This window comes from Allobosea sp. 05T422_2 (assembly GCF_056396265.1).
In genome coordinates, this window is the sequence record NZ_JBFTLD010000079.1 from 16,507 (window position 1) to 33,425 (window position 16,919).

Sequence of the window (16,919 nt, forward strand, 5' to 3'; positions counted from 1 at the left end):
GCAGACCGATGCACGTCTCTCTCAGTCATCTGAAAGCGCTCAAGGTCTTCGAGGCTGCGGCGCGCCTGGCGAGCTTCACCCGCGCCGCCGACGAACTCTGCGTGACGCAGGCCGCCGTCAGTCACCAGATCAAGGGGCTGGAGCAGAAGCTGGGCTTCTCCCTGTTCCACCGGCAGATCCGCAAGGTCGCGCTGACCACGGCGGGCGAGAACCTGTTCCGCATCCTCACCAGCGCGTTTCAGGATATCGAGGCGACGATCCGCAACCTGCGCGCCCATGCCGCCCAGAGCGCCAGCCTGAACATCTCGCTGACCCCGTCGCTCAGCTCGAAATGGCTCCTGCCGCGACTGGCCTCGTTCACGGCGGAATTCCCGAATATCGAGCTGCACCTCTATCACTCGATCTCGAGCCGCGACCTGATCAAGACCGAGATCGACCTCGTGATCCGCTGGGGCGACGGGAAATGGTCGGGCTTCCATGCGGAACAGCTCTGCCGCAGCCATCTGATCCCGGTCTGCGCGCCCGACTATCTGCGCGACGAGCAGCCTCTGAACAAGCCGGACGATCTGCGGCACTACACGCTGCTGCACGAGGACAACCATGCCGAGTGGGGGCAGTGGCTGCGCGCCGCCGGTGCGCGCCGGGTCAATTCTAATCGCGGCCTGATCATCGACGACAGCAACACCCTGCTGCTCGCCGCGATGAACGGCCAGGGGATCGCGCTCGGCCGCACGCCGCTGATCTTCGAGGATATCAAGGCCGGCCGGCTGGTCTGCCCGTTCGATTTCTCGATCGCTTGCGAGCAATCCTATTACGTTCTCTATGCGCCGGCGAAGGAAGGCCACCCGGCCATCCGCTCGTTCCGGGCCTTTCTCGCCAAACAAGTGATGGATGAGGCCTCGATGATGCCTGCCTCCCGGCCATCGGCCTCACGCACGGCCAAGGGGCGAGCAGCTCCGGCCGCAGCCACTGCGGACGGGTGATCAACCGGTCTCGCACCAGACCCAGAGCAGGGTCGCATCGACATCGCCCGTCGTATAGCAGAGATGGGTCAGCCGGCTGTCGAAATAGAGGCTGTCTCCGGGTTTAAGCCTGATCTCGTCATAGGTGCCGCTGACGAAGGCGACCTCGCCGGCCAGCACGTAGAGGAATTCCTCGCCCTTGTGCGAGGCCGGCTTCTCGAATTGATGTGCAGCCCGCGCCTTGACCGTGGTCACGAACGGCACCATCCGCCGGTCCTTCAGCCCGGTGCAGAGATACTCGTGGATGTAGTTCGCCTCCTCGCTGCGCCGGCCCTGCCCGGCCGGCGTCGTCGTCAGGCGGCCGGGCTGGCCGGCGCCCTGTTCCGAGAGCAGGCTGACCAGCGTGACGCCGAGGCCGGCGGCGGCCTGCTCCAGCACCTCGAAAGTCGGCGAGGCCCGGCCGTTCTCGATCTTCGACAGCGCCGATTTCGAGACGCCGCCCCGCCGGCTGACCTCGTCGAGCGTCAATCCCTGTTCGGTGCGCGACGCTCGAATTCGCTCTCCGATCCTCATCTGGGGGCGCGCCGATCCGGTATCCGGCACGAGAGGCGTGGCGATATCCGGCATGCGTCAACGACCTTTCGCTTCATCGGCGCCGATGGCGCCTTCCCGCTGCGACGCCMCGCGAGGCGCGCCCGGCACGGCTGCGAGCAGCTCCCGTGTGTAGGCATGTTCAGGACTAGCAAATATCGCGCCCGTCGCGCCGATTTCAACGATCCTGCCGCGCTGCATGATCGCGACCCGGTCGCAGATCTGGGCAGCAACCCGCAGATCATGGGTGATGAAGACGAGCGACAGCGCCATTTTCCGCTTCAGTTCGGCAAGGAGCGCGAGCACCTGCGCCTGCACGGAGACGTCAAGCGCAGACACCGCTTCGTCGGCGACGATGACCTCGGGTTCGAGCGCGAGCGCACGGGCGATGCCGATGCGCTGGCGCTGACCGCCCGAGAATTCATGCGGATAGCGCTTCAGGCTGTCGGCATTGAGACCGACGAGTTCCATCAATTCGCCGGCCCGGCGCTCGGCCTGCTCCCGCGCGACGCCATGCGCGATCGGCCCGTCGGTGATGATCCGGCCGACGGTCTTGCGCGGATTGAGCGAGGCATAGGGGTCCTGGAAGATCATCTGCACCTTGCGGCGCGCAGCGCGCAGCGGCTCGCCGCGCAAGGCAAGGAAATCGGCATCGCCCAGCCGGATCGCACCGCCATCCGGCGCCAACAAGCGTACCAGGCATTTGCCGACCGTCGACTTGCCGGAACCCGATTCACCGATCAGGCCGAGCGTCTCGCCACGGCGCAGGGTGAAACTGACATCGTCGGCGGCAGCGACCTTCCGCGGCGCCCTGAACAGGCTCGCCCGGCTGACATAGGTCTTGCGCAGACGCTCGACGCTGAGTGCAATCGGCTGCCCACTGAGCGAGGTAGGAGGCGGTGGCGTCAGCGAGGGCACCGCGGCAAGCAGCGCCTGGGTATAGGCATGCTGCGGGCGCTGGAGGACCTCAACGGCCGCGCCGCTCTCGACGACGCGGCCCTGGTGCATGACCACGACCCGGTCGGCAATCTCGGCGACGACGCCGAAATCATGCGTGATCAGCAGCACGCTCATCCCGCGCTCGCGCTGGAGGCGGGCGATCAGCTTCAGGATCTGGCCCTGCGTGGTCACGTCGAGCGCCGTGGTCGGCTCGTCGRCAATCAGCAGATGGGGCTCCAGCGCCACCGCCATCGCGATCATCACGCGCTGGCGCTGGCCGCCGGAAAGCTGATGCGGAAAGGCGCGGAGCAATGTCTCGGGCTCGGGCAGGCCGACCTCGGTCAGCAGCGCCAGCGCCTTCGCCCGGCGCTCAGCCGGGGTCAGGGCACCATGGGCCTTGAAGACCTCGACGATCTGGTCGCCGATCCGCCGCACCGGGTTGAGCGAGGTCATCGGCTCCTGGAAGATCATGCCGATGGAGCGGCCGCGGATGGCGCGCCATTCGCGATCGGTGCAGGCGGTCAGCACCTGCCCGGCCAGTTTGATCTCGCCGGCCCCGACGGTGAGCCCCTGTGGCAGCAGCCCCATCACGGCATGGGCCGTCATCGACTTGCCGGAGCCGGATTCTCCGACGATGCAGAGCGTCTCGCCGCGCCGGACCTCGAAGCCGACATCGCGGATGGCATGGGCACGATCACCGCCGCCCGGCAGGGCGACCGCGAGATCGCGGATGGAGAGGACCGGCTCCGCCGCCCGCGCGTTCATGCCCGCCTCCCGCGCAAGGTCGGGTTGAAGGCGTCGTTGAGCCCCTCCCCGATCAGGTTGAGCGCCAGCACGGTAACGAAGATCGCCGAGCCCGGAATGAAGCTGATCCACCACTGGTCAAGCACGCGGCTGCGGCCCGAGCCGACCATGTAGCCCCAGCTCATCACATTCGGATCGCCGAGCCCGAGGAAGGACAGCGAGCTTTCCAGCAGGATCGCCGTCGCGGTCATCAGCGAGGCCAGCACGATCACCGGCGAGATCACGTTCGGCAGCACCTCGCCGAGGATGATCTTGCGGACCGGCAGGCCGGTAACCACGGCCGCCTGGACATAGTCGCGGGTGCGGATGCTCAGCACCTCGCCGCGTACCAGCCGCGCCACCGGCGGCCAGCTCACGATCGCGATGGCGAGCACGATCGAGGCGACCGAGGGCTGCAGGATCGAGACGATGACGATGGCGAGCGCGAAGGAGGGAATGGTCTGGAAGAACTCGGTCACCCGCATCAGCGCGGCATCGACCCAGCCGCCGAAATAGCCTGAGATCGCGCCGAGCGGCACGCCGACCAGCAAGGCGACCAGCGTCGAGACCAGACCGATCAGCAACGAGACGCGCGCGCCATGGACCAGCCCGGCCAGGATGTCGCGCCCGACCGTATCCGAGCCGAGCGGCGCCCGGTCCAGCACGAAGGGCGCGAGGAAGGGCCGGTGCACCATCCGCMAGGGCGAGCCGGGATACAGGAGCGGGGCGAGGAGCGCGACGATGACGACGATCGCGAGGATGCACAGCCCGATCACCGCGCCACGATTGCGCGCGAAGGTTCGCAGGAAGGAGTTCACGAGACCGCCTCGATGCGCGGATCGACGAACCGGTACATCAGGTCCGTCAGAATGTTGAACAGGATGACCATGGCCGAGCAGGTGAAGAACACCCCGAGCAGCACCTGATAGTCGCGCTGGAGCAGGGCATCGAAGAGCAGTCGCCCGATTCCCGGCCAGGCGAAGACGGTCTCGACCAGGAGCGAGCCGCCGACGAGCTGGCCGGCCTGCAAACCGGCCAGCGTCACCACCGGCAGGATCGCGTTCGGAACCATGTGGTGGCGGACGACCGCGCCGGGCGTCAGCCCCTTGGCATAGGCGGTCTTGACATAGTCGAAGCGCGAGACCTCCAGCATCGAGGAGCGCATCATCCGGGCATAGACGGCCGTGAAGAACAGACCCAGCGTCATCGCCGGCATGATCAGGTGCCGACCGATATCGAGCGCGCGCCGGGTGCCGGTGAAGCCCGAACCCATGCTCTCGTAGCCGACATTCGGCAGCCACCCCAGATACTTGGAGAAGACGATCTGGGCGATGATCGCCAGCCAGAACAGCGGCATGGCATAGAACACCAGCGAGCCCGTCATGATCGCGCTGTCGGAGGCCCTGCCGACCCGGCGCGCCGCGACAACGCCGAACAGCACGCCGGCGATCAGCGAGATCGCCAGCGCCGAGCCGGTCAGAAGCAGCGTCGCCGGCAGGCGCTCAGTGATCAGGTCTAGCACCGGGCGTTGCTGGCGATAGCTGAAGCCGAGATCGAGGCTGAGGATGCCCTTGAGATGGATCCAGAATTGCTCCGCCAGCGACCGGTCGAGACCGAAGCGCTCGCGCAATTGCTGGAGGAAGATGGCATCGCCCGCGCCGGCTTCCCCAGCCATGACCTGGGCCGGATCGCCCGGCGCGAGTCGCAGCAGGAAGAAGTTCAGCGTGGCGATGGCGACCAGGATCACGACCGCGCCCAGCGCCTTTCGAAGCAGAAACAATGCGAACGTCACACGCGCCCTCCACGCTCCCGAGGCAGCAGGAGAGAAAGCGCTCTCCCTTGCTGCCGTCGGCGGCCTGCCTCAGGCCTTCCAGGCGTCCTGGAAGGCGTCGTTCATGCCGGTCGCGGTCTTGATCAGGTTATTGAAATTGCTCCGGTAGATCGTCGGGAACTCGAGCTCGAGCATCCACGCGACCGGCAGGTCATCGACCAGGATCTGCTGCACCTTGGTGTAGAGTTCCTGCCGGGCGGCATCGCCATTGGCGGTCGCGGCCTCCGCAAAGAGCCGGTCGACCTCCGGGTTGGAATAGCCGGCGACATTGTTCCAGGGCGAACCCTTGGCGATGTTGCTGGAGACATAGGTGCGGGCCACGCCGAGCGCCGGATCGCCGAATTGCGAGAGCCAGGTGAAGGCGAGATCGAAATCCCAGTCGGCGAGACGCTGGCCGTAGCCGGCGACGTCGGTGGTCACGAGCTGGATGTTCATGCCGATATCAGTGAGGTTCTGCTTCACGGCTTCGGCCCAGCGTGTCCACGCCTCGCCATAGGGCAGTGCCAGCAAGCGGATCGGCTCGCCCTTGTAGCCGGTTTCCTTGAGCAGCGCCTTGGCCTTGGCCGGATCGAAGCCATAGCGCGTGACCTTGTCGCTGTAGAAGCGGGTCTTCGAGTTGACCGGGCCGGTGGCCAGCCGCGCCAGCCCGTTCCAGATCACGTCCTTGGCGAATTCCCGATCCATCCCGTACATCACCGCCTGGCGGAAGGACTTCTTCGCCATCAGCCCCTGGCGGTGGTTGAACCAGAGCCAGGACTGCGGCGCGATCATCTCCCAGCCCTTGCCGGTGACGGCGGTGTTCGGCAGCTTCGAGAGCTTGGCGACGTCGAAATTCTCAACCGTGCCGCCGGTCAGGATATCGACCGCGCCGGTCTCGTAGGCGACGACGCGCGCMGCCGAGTCCGGGATGATCTGCCAGTAGATCTCGTCGAGATAGGGCAGGCCCTGGACATGATAGTCGGGGTTGCGGACGAGCTTGATATGCGAGCCGCGCGTCCATTCCGCCAGCTTGAACGGGCCGGTGCCGATCGGCGTGTTGTTGTTGGGGTTGGTCTTGTAGTCGGTGCCGGCATAGAGGTGCTTCGGCACGATCGGCGTGGTGCTCAATTCAAACATCAGGATGAACGGCCCGAAGGGGTTCTTCAGCTGATAGCGCACCGTGAAATCATCGAGCTTCTCGATGCGCTCGACATGGGTGGTCGCGACCGGCCGCCAGCGCGGGTGCAGTTCGCGTAGGAAGACGTCGGTGGAGAAGACGACATCGTCGGCGGTGAAGGGCTTGCCGTCATGCCATTTGACATTGCGCTTGAGATKGAAGGTGTAGGCCTTGCCGTCTTCCGAGACCTCCCAGCGCTCGGCGAGCGAGGGGATCGGCTTCAGGTCGGAGCCGTATTTCAGCAGGCTCTCATAGATGCTGCCAGCGACCATCTGCGTCGGCGTGTTCTGGACGAGGCCGAGCATCAGGCTCGACGGCTCGGGATGAACCACCGCCCGCACCACGCCGCCGCGCTTGGCAGTTTGCGCCAGCGCCGTGATCGAGCCGCTCGCCAGCGGGCTCAGCCCGAAGAACAGCTCGCCCGCCGCAAGGCCGGCAGCGCCGGCCTTGAGCAGTTCCCGCTTGTTGAAGCCCGTCATGATCGTTTCCCCTTGTTTTGATCTTGATTGTTGTTGCGAGGTCGGGCGGTCTTGGCGCCGCCCGTTCCCTCACAGCGTGGCGAGCGTGCGCGCCACCGCTTCCGCCGTCGCCTTGATCTCGGCCTCGCCATGGGCGAGCGAGCTCAGGCTGTGCAGCGTGTTGGCCGGCGACATGTAGACGCCCTCCTGCATCAGGGCGTTGGCGAAGGTCTTGAACTTGGCGCGGTCCACATGGGTGCAGAAGTCGCGGTAGTCGGTGATCGCGTCGCGGTCGGTGAAGTAGATCTGGAAGACCGAGCCGACATTCTGGACGATCGCCCGGTGGCGCTTCTGGGCGCCGATGACCTCGCGCAGCGCGCTGGCCATCGCCGTGCCGCAGGCCTGCAATTGGGCGAAGCCGGCCGACTTGTCGGCCGTCAGCACCTCTAGCATGGTCTTGGTGGCGTAGAGCCCGAGCCGAGGCGCGTTATGGCTGCCGTAATGCAGGATCTTGCCCCATTCGAGCCCTTCCATGATGTGATCGGGACCGCAGATCGCCGCGATCGGGAAGCCCTGGCCGAGCGCCTTGCCGTAGGTGACTATGTCCGGCGAGAGCCCGTAGCGCTCGGCGCAGCCGCCGGCGCCCAGGCGGAAGCCGGTCACGGTCTCGTCGAGATAGAACAGCGCGCCATGCGCCTTGCAGATCGACTGGATGAACTGGAGATAGCCGTCCTTCGGCGGAATCACGCCCATATTGGTCATGACGCCTTCGGTCACGACGCAAGCGATGTCCCGGCCATGCGCTTCCATGACCCGCGTCAGCGCCGCCTCGTCGTTCCACGGCACGACGAGCGTGTCGGCCCAGGAGCCGGCCGTCAGGCCCGACGAGTCGGGGATGCGGATCGGATCGTTGGGGTGGCCCAGAGAGGTCGGCAATTGCGGATTGCTGTTCAGCAGCACCGCATCGTACCAGCCATGGGGATCTTTTGGGCATGCGGCAGCAGGTCGACCAGCATCTCGGCGACCTCGACCTCGACCTCCAGCGCGGTCGCGAAATGGGTGCCGTGCACGACCTCGCGCTGCACCGCCTCGACGATGGCCGGATGGGCATGGCCGAGCGGCAAGGCGCCGAAAGACATCATCCAGTCGATATACTCGTTGCCGTCGACGTCGCGGAGGCGGGCGCCCGAGCCGCTGCGCATATAGGGCGGGTAAGGGGCATAATTGGTCGGCCCGCGCGAGGCCGAGCTCACCCCCTCCACCAGTACCTTCAGCCCCCGTTCGAAGAGCTGACCCGAAGCCGTGTTCCGCAGCATGTTTCGTCTTCCTCGCCTTGCAGCCGGCGTGCCGTTGTCGTGCGGTCCGCCTTGACCCGTGTTTTCTATTATGCTCACTTGTTGACTATTGGAAACAAGCTGATTTGCATTGTCAAGGCGTCGACCGGCCGAAAGAGAGAAACGGAATGCAGGTTGTTTGGTCGGCTCAGCAGTTGGCGCATAACGGCACGCGCTTCATTCGTTCAGGCCAGGTCGTGCCCAGCCCGGAGACCGCGGAGCGGGCAATCTTCATCCACGACGCGCTGGTCCGGCGCGGCCATGCCTTGATCGAACCACGCGATCTCGGGCTCGCCCCGATCCTGGCCGTGCATGACGCGGATTTCGTCTCGTTCCTTCAGATGGCGCGGGCCGACTGGACCGCATTCGCGKGGGCGGAGGCTGCGGCCATGCCGAACGTGCACCCGCGCGGTACCACGGCGCGCTGCCCGGCCGGCCCTGTCGGCCGGCTMGGCTGGTATACCGGTGACATGGCCTGCGAGATCACGGACGGCACCTGGCAGGCCGCCTATGCCGCCGCACGGGGCGCGGCGACGGCGGCACAGCTCGTTGCCGAGGGCAGCGCCTGCAGCTACGCGCTGTGCCGGCCACCCGGCCACCACGCCGGCAGCGATCGCGCCATGGGTTTCTGCTACCTCAACAATGCGGCGGTTGCCGCCGAGGAACTGCGCAAGCGCTTCGACCGCGTCGCCATCCTCGATGTCGACGTCCATCACGGCAACGGCACGCAGGAGATCTTCTACGAACGCGGCGACGTCTATTTCGCCTCGATCCATGGCGATCCCGACCAGTATTACCCGTTTTACTGGGGCTATGCCGATCAGCGCGGCGAAGGCGCGGGTGAAGGCGCGACCCTCAACGTCCCCTTCCCGGTCGGCTCGGGCGATGGCCCCTTCCTCGACGCGCTCGCGGCGGCGCTGGATGGCATCCGAGGCTTTGCTCCGCAGGCGCTCGTGCTGTCGCTCGGCGTCGACGCCTCGGTCCATGATCCGCATGGGCGACACACGGTCAGCGATGCCGGCTTCCGGCGCATGGCCGAACGGATCGCGCAGTTGAACCTGCCCATGGTGATCGTGCAGGAAGGCGGTTACGCCTCGGCTGCGCTCGGCGAGACGGTCGCTGATATTCTCGACATCCTGGGGTGACCATGTCTGCCACGCTTCTCATCGTCTCGCTCGGCGAGCTTGGCACCAACGTGCTCGAAGCGGCGGGGCGCAGCGGCCTGTTCGAACGGATCGTGGTGGCGAGCCGCTCGATCGACAAGGCACGCGCCCGCATCAATAACGCCCTGCTCGGCTGCGGCATCGACGGCTTTTTCCCCAGATTCGAAGCGGTGGGCTTCGATTTCAACGAGCCGGCCAGTGTCGCCGCCCTGCGCCGCATCGCGCCGGACATCGTGTTCTGCGCGCCGACGCTCTTACCCTGGTGGAAGGTAGGAGGGCTCGACGGCGCAGCGGAAACCCCGGCCGAGAAGGTGCCGTTCGGCGGCTATGTCAGCCTCCAGCTCGCGCCGATGGCGATGTTCCGCGACCGCCTGGCGGAGGCCGCCATCGACACGCACTGGATCGCCGCGTCCTTCCCGGACGTCGTCAATCCGAGCCTGGCGCGCAGCGGCCTCAGGCCGAGTTGCGGCATCGGCAATGTCCGCGAGCCCGTCGCCAAGATCCAGGCACTGCTGGGCGAGAGGCTCGGCGTCCCACCGGCGCGGGTCGAGGTCAGGCTGGTGGCTCAGCACGCCTTCGAATACGCGGTGTTCCAGGCTGAGCCCGCGGCCGAGCTGCCGCCCTATCTCCTGCAGGTGACCGTCGACGGCAAGGACTACAGCGAGCTGGGCCACGAAGCTCTGAGCGCTCCGTTCCCCTTCCCGTTCGATCTGCATTTCAACCGGATCACGGCCTCTGCTGCCATCGATGCCATGCGCGCATTGCTGCACCCGTCGCCGGTGCGCACGCATCTGCCCGGCGTGCTCGGGTTGGTCGGCGGCTATCCCGTGCGTGTCGAGAACGGAGAGATCAGCCTCGATCTCGCCGAGCACTGGAGCGAGGCGCAAGCCGTCGCCATCAACGAGCGCTCGCTCCGCTGGGACGGCGTCGAGCGCATCGAATCCGACGGAACGATCGTCTTCACCGCCGAGGCGACACGGGCGCTGCATGTCCTGACCGGCTCGACCATCGAGCAGATCCATCCCCGCAACGCAGCGGATCAGGCGCGGCTCATCATGCCATTTCTCGGCTGAGCCTCGCCCGGAGCGACAAAAACGAAGAAGCGGCCCCTCGGGGCCGCTTCGCCATTTCCGCAAAGACGATCCGAAAAGCGGGCCTATGCCGCCCGGTCGGTCATCCGGTTCCAGCCGTCGCGGAGCTTGTAGGCATTGCCGACCACCGGCAGGAACCAGGGGCGGCCGTCATAGGTCGGCAGGGTCCGGAACGGCACGCGGTCGAGGCCCTTGATCACGCCGGGGTGGCCCATCGCCCTGAGCGCCGCCGCATGGCCGAGATAGCTCAGCATCATCACGCCACTGCCATTGCAGCCGCAGGCATAGTGCACGCCCTCGTGCACGCCGATATGCGGCAGCCAATCGAATGCCAGCGCGAAATTGCCGTACCAGGCATGGGTCAGCTTCGTCTGGGCGAGTTCGGGGAAGACATTCGTCATGAAGCCGTGCAGCCGCGTCGCGGCCGTGCGGGCTCCGTCATCGCTAAAGCTGGCGCGGCCGCCGAACAGGATCCGCCGTCGATCCGGCGAGGTGCGAAAATAGTAGAGGATGCGCTTAGTGTCGGCGACCGGCCTTCCGCCGGGAATCAGCGCTTCAGCAAGGCCCGGCGCCAGCGGCTCGGTGGCGATCATGTAGCTGCGGGCCGGGATCAGGCGACGCCGGACCCAGGTCGCGGCCTGATCGGTATAGCCGTTGGTGGCGAGGATCACCTGCCGGGCGCGGATTTCCTTGCCCGGAAAGCGGACCAGGAAGCCGGCGCCGTCCCGGACGATCTCCTGCACGGGCAGGCGCGAGAACAGCGACGCGCCAGCAGCGACAGCCGCCCGGCGCAGGCCAGCGTGATAGCGCGCCGGATGCAATTGCCCGCCGTCGAAATAGAGATAGCCGCCATGGTACAGCGAGGTCTTCACTTCGCTCTTGAGTTTGGATGGCTGAACCACCGCCCCGATCACCCGGCCGGCGGCCTTCGCCTTCTCGTGCCGGAGCTGTTGGGCGAGATGGTCGCGCCGGGTATGGGCACCGAAGAAGAAGCCGGTCCATTGATAGTCGCAGTCGATCCCCAGCGCAGCGATGCGCTCGCCGAGGAAGGCCCGGCCCGCGGTGAAATCGGCAAGGACCCCGCGCGCCACGTCTTCGCCGAAGCGCCTGCTGAGTTCACCGGTTGCGACCTTGCTCTCCGCCCGGATCTGCCCGCCATTGCGCGTGCTCGCGGCCTCGCCGATCAATTGCGCATCGACGACGGCGACGTCGCAACCGGCGCTGGCCAGAGTGATCGCGGCATTCAGGCCCGTCAGCCCGGCGCCGATGACCAGGAAGTCGACATCCCGCAGCTCGGATTGCGGCCGACCTTCCTCTGGCGGCGCCGCTTCCCACCAATAGGGCGTCTCGACAAATCCGTCGCTGAAGAGCGTCATCTTTCGCCAGCCTCTCGCGAGGCCCTCCTGAAAACGGTGCGCCTTCGCGACGCCGACGAAAGCGGCATCCGGCCGAAGCACGAGCCGGTGGGACATGGGGAAAGCCGGGCGCTGCATCGTGACGCCGGCATGAGAGAAGCTATCGAGCGCCCACGATCAGCGGCAAATGATTTAGTCTCATTCGATGGATGAGCGGCGGCGACGGCATGTTGTGCTCACCCAAGCATCAGGCCCGGTGGATCACGAAGGTCTTGCGGGTCGTCTCGACCACCTGCCAGAGCCCGGTGAAGCCGGGACGGATGACGAAAGTGTCGCCCGCCTTTACGGTGCGCGGCACGCCGCCATCCTCGGTGAGGATCGACACCCCCGAGAGGATGGAGCAGAACTCCCACTTGTCATAGGCGACGCGCCAGGTGCCCGGCGTCGCCTCCCAGATGCCGGAGGTGACGCTGCCACCGGCATGTCGCTCCATCATCCAGGCCCTCGCCTCGGGCGCGCCCTCGACGACGCGTTCCCTGGCGATCGCGATGGCGACCGGCTCCACGCCAGCAACGTCGATCGGCAAAAACAAGGGCATCATATCGGTCATCTCCCGGTGTCGGCGCCGGTGAACCGGCGGCGCCTCGTGTGGTGATCTGTCGAGCCCGATGCAGGATCAGGCCGGCACGGCCGCAGACCTCGGAAACTCCGGCGCCTCCGCGGCGCGCCCCGAAGAAGCCAGGCTTTCGATCGCGGCAGGCAGGCCATCCCGGCCGCAACGCAGGCCGAGATCGCGCAGGGTCAATTCGACGGCTGCGAGGCAGCCCAGGATCATCGGCTCGTTGAGATCGCCGAGATGGCCGATCCGGAACGCACGGCCGGCGAGCGCACCGAGCCCGCCACCGAGCGCGACGCCGCGATATGCCCGGGCGTGCTCTCGGACCCGCCCGCTGTCGAAACCCGCCGGCGTCAGGATCGTGGTGACGGAGGTCGAGCGCTCGTCCGGCCGGAGGGCATTCAGGCAGAGGTCGCCGGCCACCCCCCAGGCCTCGACCGCATGCCAGACGGCTCGCGCGAGCCTGGCATGGCGGAGCTGCGCCCCGGCGAGCCCCTCTTCGCGCAGTATCTGGAGGGCGGCCTGGAGTGCGAACAGGCCATGCTCCGGCGCCGTGCCGCAAAAGCGGCGATATCCTTCCGCTCCGAGCCGATACGCCCAATCCCAATAATGACGCGGCCTGCGCGCATCTGCGGCGACGGCTCGCGCACGCGGATTGGCCGCGACGAAGGCCAGGCCGGGCGGCCCCATCAAGGCCTTCTGCGACGCGCCGATCGCGACGTCGACGCCCCATTCGTCCATGCGGAACGGCGCGGCGCCCAGCKAGGCCACGACATCGACCACGAGCAGAGCCGGGTGCCGGGCCGCATCGATCGCGGCGCGCAAGGCGGGAACATCGCTGGCGACCCCGGTCGCCGTGTCAGCATGAACCGCGAGAACGGCCTTGATCCTGCCGGCGCGATCATCCCGCAGCGTGGCTTCGAGCCGCTCCGGATCGATGGCGCGCCTGATGTCGCCGGGCATGATCTGCGCGTCGATGCCGAGCATGCGGGCGTGGGCTGCCCAGCTTTCGGAGAAATATCCCGTCTCCGGAATGAGTGCTGCCTCTCCGGGTGCGAAGAGGTTGCTGAGCACAGCTTCCCAGCCGCCATGTCCGTTGGCCGCATAGATGAACATGTCGCCGGCCGTAGCGAAGACCCCCTTGAGATCGACGAGGCAGGACTGCACGATCTCCGCCAGCTGCGGATCACTGAGATCCAGCGGTTGCCGGTGCATGGCATTCAGGACGCGGTCCGGAATCGCACTCGGCCCTGGTGTATGCAAGAACTGCCGGCCTGGCTGATACATGACGAACTCGCGGTCGAATGAATGCGGTTCGCGAGTTAGAAATCAGCTTGCACAGCGCAACAAATTATATTTTTTCAGGCCATGGATTAAATTAGAGAATTCGCCAAATCAATCTTATTGTTTCGAATATATATTATATGTATATACATTATCAACATCGATCTACTGAATCATTTATAGTATAATTATTATATTAATTTAGATTTTCGGGCGCTCTCATCGTTAGCTGGAAAGGCCGAGGGTCACCTCGGAGCTCGTCCCGAAAGGACCGGGCGGCTCGGGGCTCGTAATTCCATCCTGCACAACACGGTTGACGACAGCCCAACTCGCCCTCCCCTGCGGGCTGGCGAAGCGGCCGCTCACCAGAAGCTCGGCGGCTCGATTGGGACCGAGCTTGCGGGCGAGGCGTTGCGTGCCACCGCAGCCGCTTCGAGCCTTCCCGGCGCTCCTCCTCGCTCAACGAGACCTACAGGGATTGGCGCGTCGCCTGCATCCAGCAGGGGAGTACGAAGCGCTGTATGTTGAGTCGGGTCCAGTCGAGCAAAYAATTTCGCTTAGGTGTTTGATCCCGGGCTTTGATGGTGCAATCTCAACGCATGAATCGAGGGATGCGCTAGGGGCCAGGTTCACCACGGGAGCGCCACGACGACAGCGGCGGTCCGTCAAGCGATACAGCATAGTCATCTTTGGACGGCCCCTGCTCTGCAAGGGTTCATTTGGGATGACCTGACGATCGGTCGGGTGCGGTCATCTTTCCGGCCTGTTGGCGCGGCGCTAATGGCCGCTGGCCCTGATGGGGTCCGCTGACCAGGTCCGTTCAAGCGAGCGAGCGCGAAGCTCGGACTGTGCTGCGGTGTGCCTGGTTCGCGGCCGCGTTCCGATCACCATCAACCCTCGTGCACCCTTCCAGTCCTGGCGAGGATGTCGCCGAGCGTCTGGACATAGTGCCGGCCCAGTTCCGCGTGCTAGTTAGTGCTGCGCCGACCGAAATACGCCTGCCGGTCCTGCGAGGACGTCGTGGTGCAGGCGCCTGCAGGGCGGCATCCMGACCGAGGCGACGGTCGCCCAAGTTCTGGTCTCGAAATATGCCGATCATCTGCCGCTGTATCGTCAGGCCCAGATCTATGCGCGCCAGGGCGTCGCGCTCGATCGTGATGAACTCGACCGGCATACGCGCGGTCATGGCTGAAAAGGCCGCCGACGGCGGGTTTCGGAGCTGGTCTATGGGGACCTATCTGATGGATCGCTTCAGAGATGAGAACAGAGCTCTGCTGCCCCCATTCCCAGGCGGCTTCGCGGCAGCCTTCCCGGGCGCGGCCGGGTTTTAAGCCGCCCTACTCCGGTGGACGTTCTTCGGCCTCCCCGGCGATCTGGGTGCTCCTGTTACTTGATTCACATTGACTCGCGCCTTCTGATGTTCTTGTTATGTTCTGCAAATGGGAGCGCATCGCGATGCACATGTCMCCCGCCGTCCTCGGACCTCCAATCTTTCTCCCGGTCTACCTGAAGGCCGTGCGCGCGGGCTTTCCTTCGCCGGCCGATGACTACCTCGACACACCGATCGACCTGTCGTGGGCGCTGATCAAGAACGCCCCCGCGATATGCGTTCGCCGCGTTACACGACGCGGCTCGAAGAGGTGCCGGTCGTAGGGAGAGCGTGATGTCGGGATTCATCCATCAAGTCGAAATGATATTGGACCCCGTCGCCGCGCCGGAGCGCCTGCGCAGGATCGAGAGCTGGTGTGGGGACTGGCAAATCGGCTTCCGGGTTCTCGATCGCTTTCCAGGGTCCGATACGGTCCGAAGCGCATTCGAAGACCGAGGCTTGGCTCGCGCCTTCGTCGGCCATTTCGGCGGGGTGCTCGTCGACGAGAATGAAATCGAAAATGCCATGGTGGGCGACGCCGCAGCCGAGGACGCTTATGATCGGCTCGCCCGCGAGTATCCAGATTGAACGACCGGCGCGATCATCCGACAACACCGGACGGCAGATACTTCATGGCCGCCGGGAGGCTTTGGCGAGCAACAATCCCGCCCTTCTCCCCGAAGACGGCGATGAATGCTCGCGTGTGAAACATCGTGCCACACCCCGGATCGGTGGCAGGCAGCGTCCTCTCGCATTGTACTTCGTTGTAGCCACTCATTTCAGCGCTCCATCGACCTTAATGACGCAGCGCGGATCGAACCCGCTGTTCTCGCGATCCCGGTGGAGGTTTGGATAGCCGGCCTGATTTGCAAAAATGCGCGTCTTGCCTACCCGATAATCGTGCGATCCATGGTCGTGTCCATGGATCCAGAGCTCAGGCTGAAACTGTTCGATCATAGCGCTGAGATCTGACACGAATGCCGGCGACAGCGCGCTGCCCTGGTGCCTTGGCTGAACGGATTGCGGGTGTGGCGCGTGATGGGTCACCACGACGGTCGGCCCGTCATGCGAAGTTGCCAGTTCGCCGCGAATAAAAGCAAGATCGAGCCGATGCTCTGCCGCGGCGTGCCATGGCATGAAGCGACTGAAGTGTCCGCTCTCCTCGCGGTACCGGATCAGGCGATGGTCATTCAGTTCCTGGCCAGCCGTGATCATCGAGGGTTTGGGAGTTCCGAGCAGTCGATAGTCGGTCCAAAGCGTGCACCCAATGAAGCGGACGCCATTGATGCTGACCACCCGTCGATGCAAAAAGTGAATGTCGGCGTTGTCAGCGACCCTTCTGGCCTCGGCTAGATTCGACTTCATCTCGCTGCGGTAAAACTCGTGGTTTCCTGCGACATAGACGACGGGGCATCCCATTAGGGGACCGGACTCCCTTTGGCGGGCCATCCACTCGATCGCGCCGACAATAGGCTGACCAATGTCGCCAGCAAAAACGGCCACGTTGAATTCTGGCATGGGCGTCGGGAACTCAAATGGCCCGAACTCCAGATGAAGGTCCGAAATCACGAGCAGACGCATTCGCGCACCCGCTCGAGTAGCTGATGGATCTCAGGCGACTGCACTTCGTCAGCGGATATCCGGCGCTCTTCACGACCGTTCACAGCTGCTTCGAAGGCGTCGATAGTCATGGCGTGCATGCCGACGGCCCTCGGCCCCACGATATCTGCCTCTAGGGTGTCACCGATGAACAAGATCCGCTCGGCGCGAAGGCCGAGTTCCTCGCAAACGCAATGAAAGATTTCTGGCTGTGGCTTGATGAAGCCGACTTCAAACGAAAGGACGAGCGCGTCAGGAATACCTGGGAGGATAGCTAGCAGCGGTTCAGCATAAGGCTGGGCCAGATTCGAGCAGACTCCGATGCGCAAGTCAGCCCGTCGGAGCGCTGCCCAAAGCACCGCCATTCCGGGGCGCAGCTGGATAGAAG

18 protein-coding genes and 1 pseudogene are annotated in these 16,919 nt (G+C 65.3%); 6 read left to right on the forward strand and 13 right to left on the reverse strand.

What is annotated here, in order from left to right; translation table 11 throughout:
• Nucleotides 1–8: 8 nt before the first annotated feature.
• Nucleotides 9–983 (forward strand): transcriptional regulator GcvA, encoded by a 975-nt coding sequence (gcvA, locus tag AC1DJT_RS15695; RefSeq protein WP_476767972.1) that lies wholly within the window; start codon nucleotides 9–11, stop codon nucleotides 981–983.
• Here gcvA and AC1DJT_RS15700 read toward each other — a convergent pair whose 3' ends face one another.
• The 7 genes from AC1DJT_RS15700 to AC1DJT_RS15730 all read right to left on the reverse strand — a co-directional run bounded on the left by AC1DJT_RS15700 (nucleotide 984) and on the right by AC1DJT_RS15730 (nucleotide 8,036).
• Entirely contained in the window at nucleotides 984–1,589 is a 606-nt protein-coding gene (locus AC1DJT_RS15700; RefSeq protein ID WP_476767971.1) for a helix-turn-helix domain-containing protein, read from the reverse strand.
• Nucleotides 1,590–1,592: 3 nt separating this feature from the next.
• Nucleotides 1,593–3,257 (reverse strand): ABC transporter ATP-binding protein, encoded by a 1,665-nt coding sequence (locus AC1DJT_RS15705; RefSeq protein ID WP_476834385.1) that lies wholly within the window; start codon nucleotides 3,255–3,257, stop codon nucleotides 1,593–1,595.
• On the reverse strand, nucleotides 3,254–4,093 hold the full coding sequence (locus AC1DJT_RS15710) for an ABC transporter permease (RefSeq protein WP_476834386.1): 840 nt from the start codon (nucleotides 4,091–4,093) through the stop codon (nucleotides 3,254–3,256). The genes AC1DJT_RS15705 and AC1DJT_RS15710 overlap by 4 nt, the downstream gene beginning before the upstream one ends.
• Nucleotides 4,090–5,067: an ABC transporter permease gene (locus AC1DJT_RS15715; protein ID WP_476834387.1), complete on the reverse strand. Its 978-nt coding sequence runs from the start codon at nucleotides 5,065–5,067 to the stop codon at nucleotides 4,090–4,092. Before AC1DJT_RS15715 ends, AC1DJT_RS15710 begins: the two co-directional genes overlap by 4 nt.
• 69 nt (nucleotides 5,068–5,136) lie before the next feature.
• Nucleotides 5,137–6,741 carry an ABC transporter substrate-binding protein gene (locus AC1DJT_RS15720; protein ID WP_476834388.1) on the reverse strand — a complete coding sequence of 535 codons (1,605 nt, stop codon included), beginning with the start codon at nucleotides 6,739–6,741 and terminating at the stop codon, nucleotides 5,137–5,139.
• Nucleotides 6,742–6,810: 69 nt separating this feature from the next.
• Entirely contained in the window at nucleotides 6,811–7,680 is an 870-nt protein-coding gene (locus tag AC1DJT_RS15725; RefSeq protein ID WP_476834389.1) for an aminotransferase class III-fold pyridoxal phosphate-dependent enzyme, read from the reverse strand.
• On the reverse strand, nucleotides 7,671–8,036 hold the full coding sequence (locus AC1DJT_RS15730; RefSeq protein WP_476834390.1) for an aminotransferase class III-fold pyridoxal phosphate-dependent enzyme: 366 nt from the start codon (nucleotides 8,034–8,036) through the stop codon (nucleotides 7,671–7,673). The genes AC1DJT_RS15725 and AC1DJT_RS15730 overlap by 10 nt, the downstream gene beginning before the upstream one ends.
• Before the next feature lie 146 nt (nucleotides 8,037–8,182).
• On the opposite strand from AC1DJT_RS15730, the gene AC1DJT_RS15735 reads away from it, so the two are divergent.
• Both AC1DJT_RS15735 and AC1DJT_RS15740 read left to right on the forward strand, forming a co-directional pair.
• Complete coding sequence (locus AC1DJT_RS15735; RefSeq protein WP_476834391.1) at nucleotides 8,183–9,199, forward strand: histone deacetylase family protein; 1,017 nt, start codon at nucleotides 8,183–8,185, stop codon at nucleotides 9,197–9,199.
• Between the two features lie 2 nt (nucleotides 9,200–9,201).
• On the forward strand, nucleotides 9,202–10,290 hold the full coding sequence (locus tag AC1DJT_RS15740) for a hypothetical protein (protein WP_476767964.1): 1,089 nt from the start codon (nucleotides 9,202–9,204) through the stop codon (nucleotides 10,288–10,290).
• 83 nt (nucleotides 10,291–10,373) lie between these two features.
• Here the strand turns inward: AC1DJT_RS15740 and AC1DJT_RS15745 are convergent, their stop codons facing one another.
• From AC1DJT_RS15745 to AC1DJT_RS15755, 3 genes are all read right to left on the reverse strand, one after another.
• On the reverse strand, nucleotides 10,374–11,780 hold the full coding sequence (locus tag AC1DJT_RS15745) for an NAD(P)/FAD-dependent oxidoreductase (protein ID WP_476834392.1): 1,407 nt from the start codon (nucleotides 11,778–11,780) through the stop codon (nucleotides 10,374–10,376).
• 130 nt (nucleotides 11,781–11,910) lie between these two features.
• A complete protein-coding gene (locus AC1DJT_RS15750) occupies nucleotides 11,911–12,261 on the reverse strand; it encodes a cupin domain-containing protein (protein WP_476768013.1) in 351 nt (116 codons plus the stop codon).
• Nucleotides 12,262–12,339: 78 nt separating this feature from the next.
• Nucleotides 12,340–13,566, reverse strand: coding sequence for a pyridoxal-phosphate-dependent aminotransferase family protein (locus tag AC1DJT_RS15755; RefSeq protein WP_476834393.1), 1,227 nt, complete (start codon nucleotides 13,564–13,566; stop codon nucleotides 12,340–12,342).
• Nucleotides 13,567–14,480: 914 nt separating this feature from the next.
• On the opposite strand from AC1DJT_RS15755, the pseudogene AC1DJT_RS15760 reads away from it, so the two are divergent.
• From AC1DJT_RS15760 to AC1DJT_RS15770, 3 genes and pseudogenes are all read left to right on the forward strand, one after another.
• Nucleotides 14,481–14,728, forward strand: a pseudogene (locus AC1DJT_RS15760) (IS66 family transposase); the annotation flags it as partial.
• Nucleotides 14,729–15,137: 409 nt separating this feature from the next.
• Nucleotides 15,138–15,227, forward strand: coding sequence for a DUF4113 domain-containing protein (locus AC1DJT_RS15765; RefSeq protein ID WP_476767961.1), 90 nt, complete (start codon nucleotides 15,138–15,140; stop codon nucleotides 15,225–15,227).
• Nucleotides 15,227–15,520 (forward strand): hypothetical protein, encoded by a 294-nt coding sequence (locus AC1DJT_RS15770; RefSeq protein WP_476767960.1) that lies wholly within the window; start codon nucleotides 15,227–15,229, stop codon nucleotides 15,518–15,520. The genes AC1DJT_RS15765 and AC1DJT_RS15770 overlap by 1 nt, the downstream gene beginning before the upstream one ends.
• A 13-nt stretch (nucleotides 15,521–15,533) precedes the next feature.
• Here AC1DJT_RS15770 and AC1DJT_RS15775 read toward each other — a convergent pair whose 3' ends face one another.
• From AC1DJT_RS15775 to AC1DJT_RS15785, 3 genes are all read right to left on the reverse strand, one after another.
• Nucleotides 15,534–15,710, reverse strand: coding sequence for a hypothetical protein (locus tag AC1DJT_RS15775; RefSeq protein ID WP_476767959.1), 177 nt, complete (start codon nucleotides 15,708–15,710; stop codon nucleotides 15,534–15,536).
• Nucleotides 15,707–16,513, reverse strand: a complete 807-nt coding sequence (locus tag AC1DJT_RS15780; protein ID WP_476767958.1) for a metallophosphoesterase — start codon at nucleotides 16,511–16,513, stop codon at nucleotides 15,707–15,709. The genes AC1DJT_RS15775 and AC1DJT_RS15780 overlap by 4 nt, the downstream gene beginning before the upstream one ends.
• A partial coding sequence (locus AC1DJT_RS15785) for an HAD family hydrolase (protein ID WP_476834394.1) occupies nucleotides 16,498–16,919 on the reverse strand: 422 nt, incomplete at its 5' end. The genes AC1DJT_RS15785 and AC1DJT_RS15780, both read right to left, overlap by 16 nt.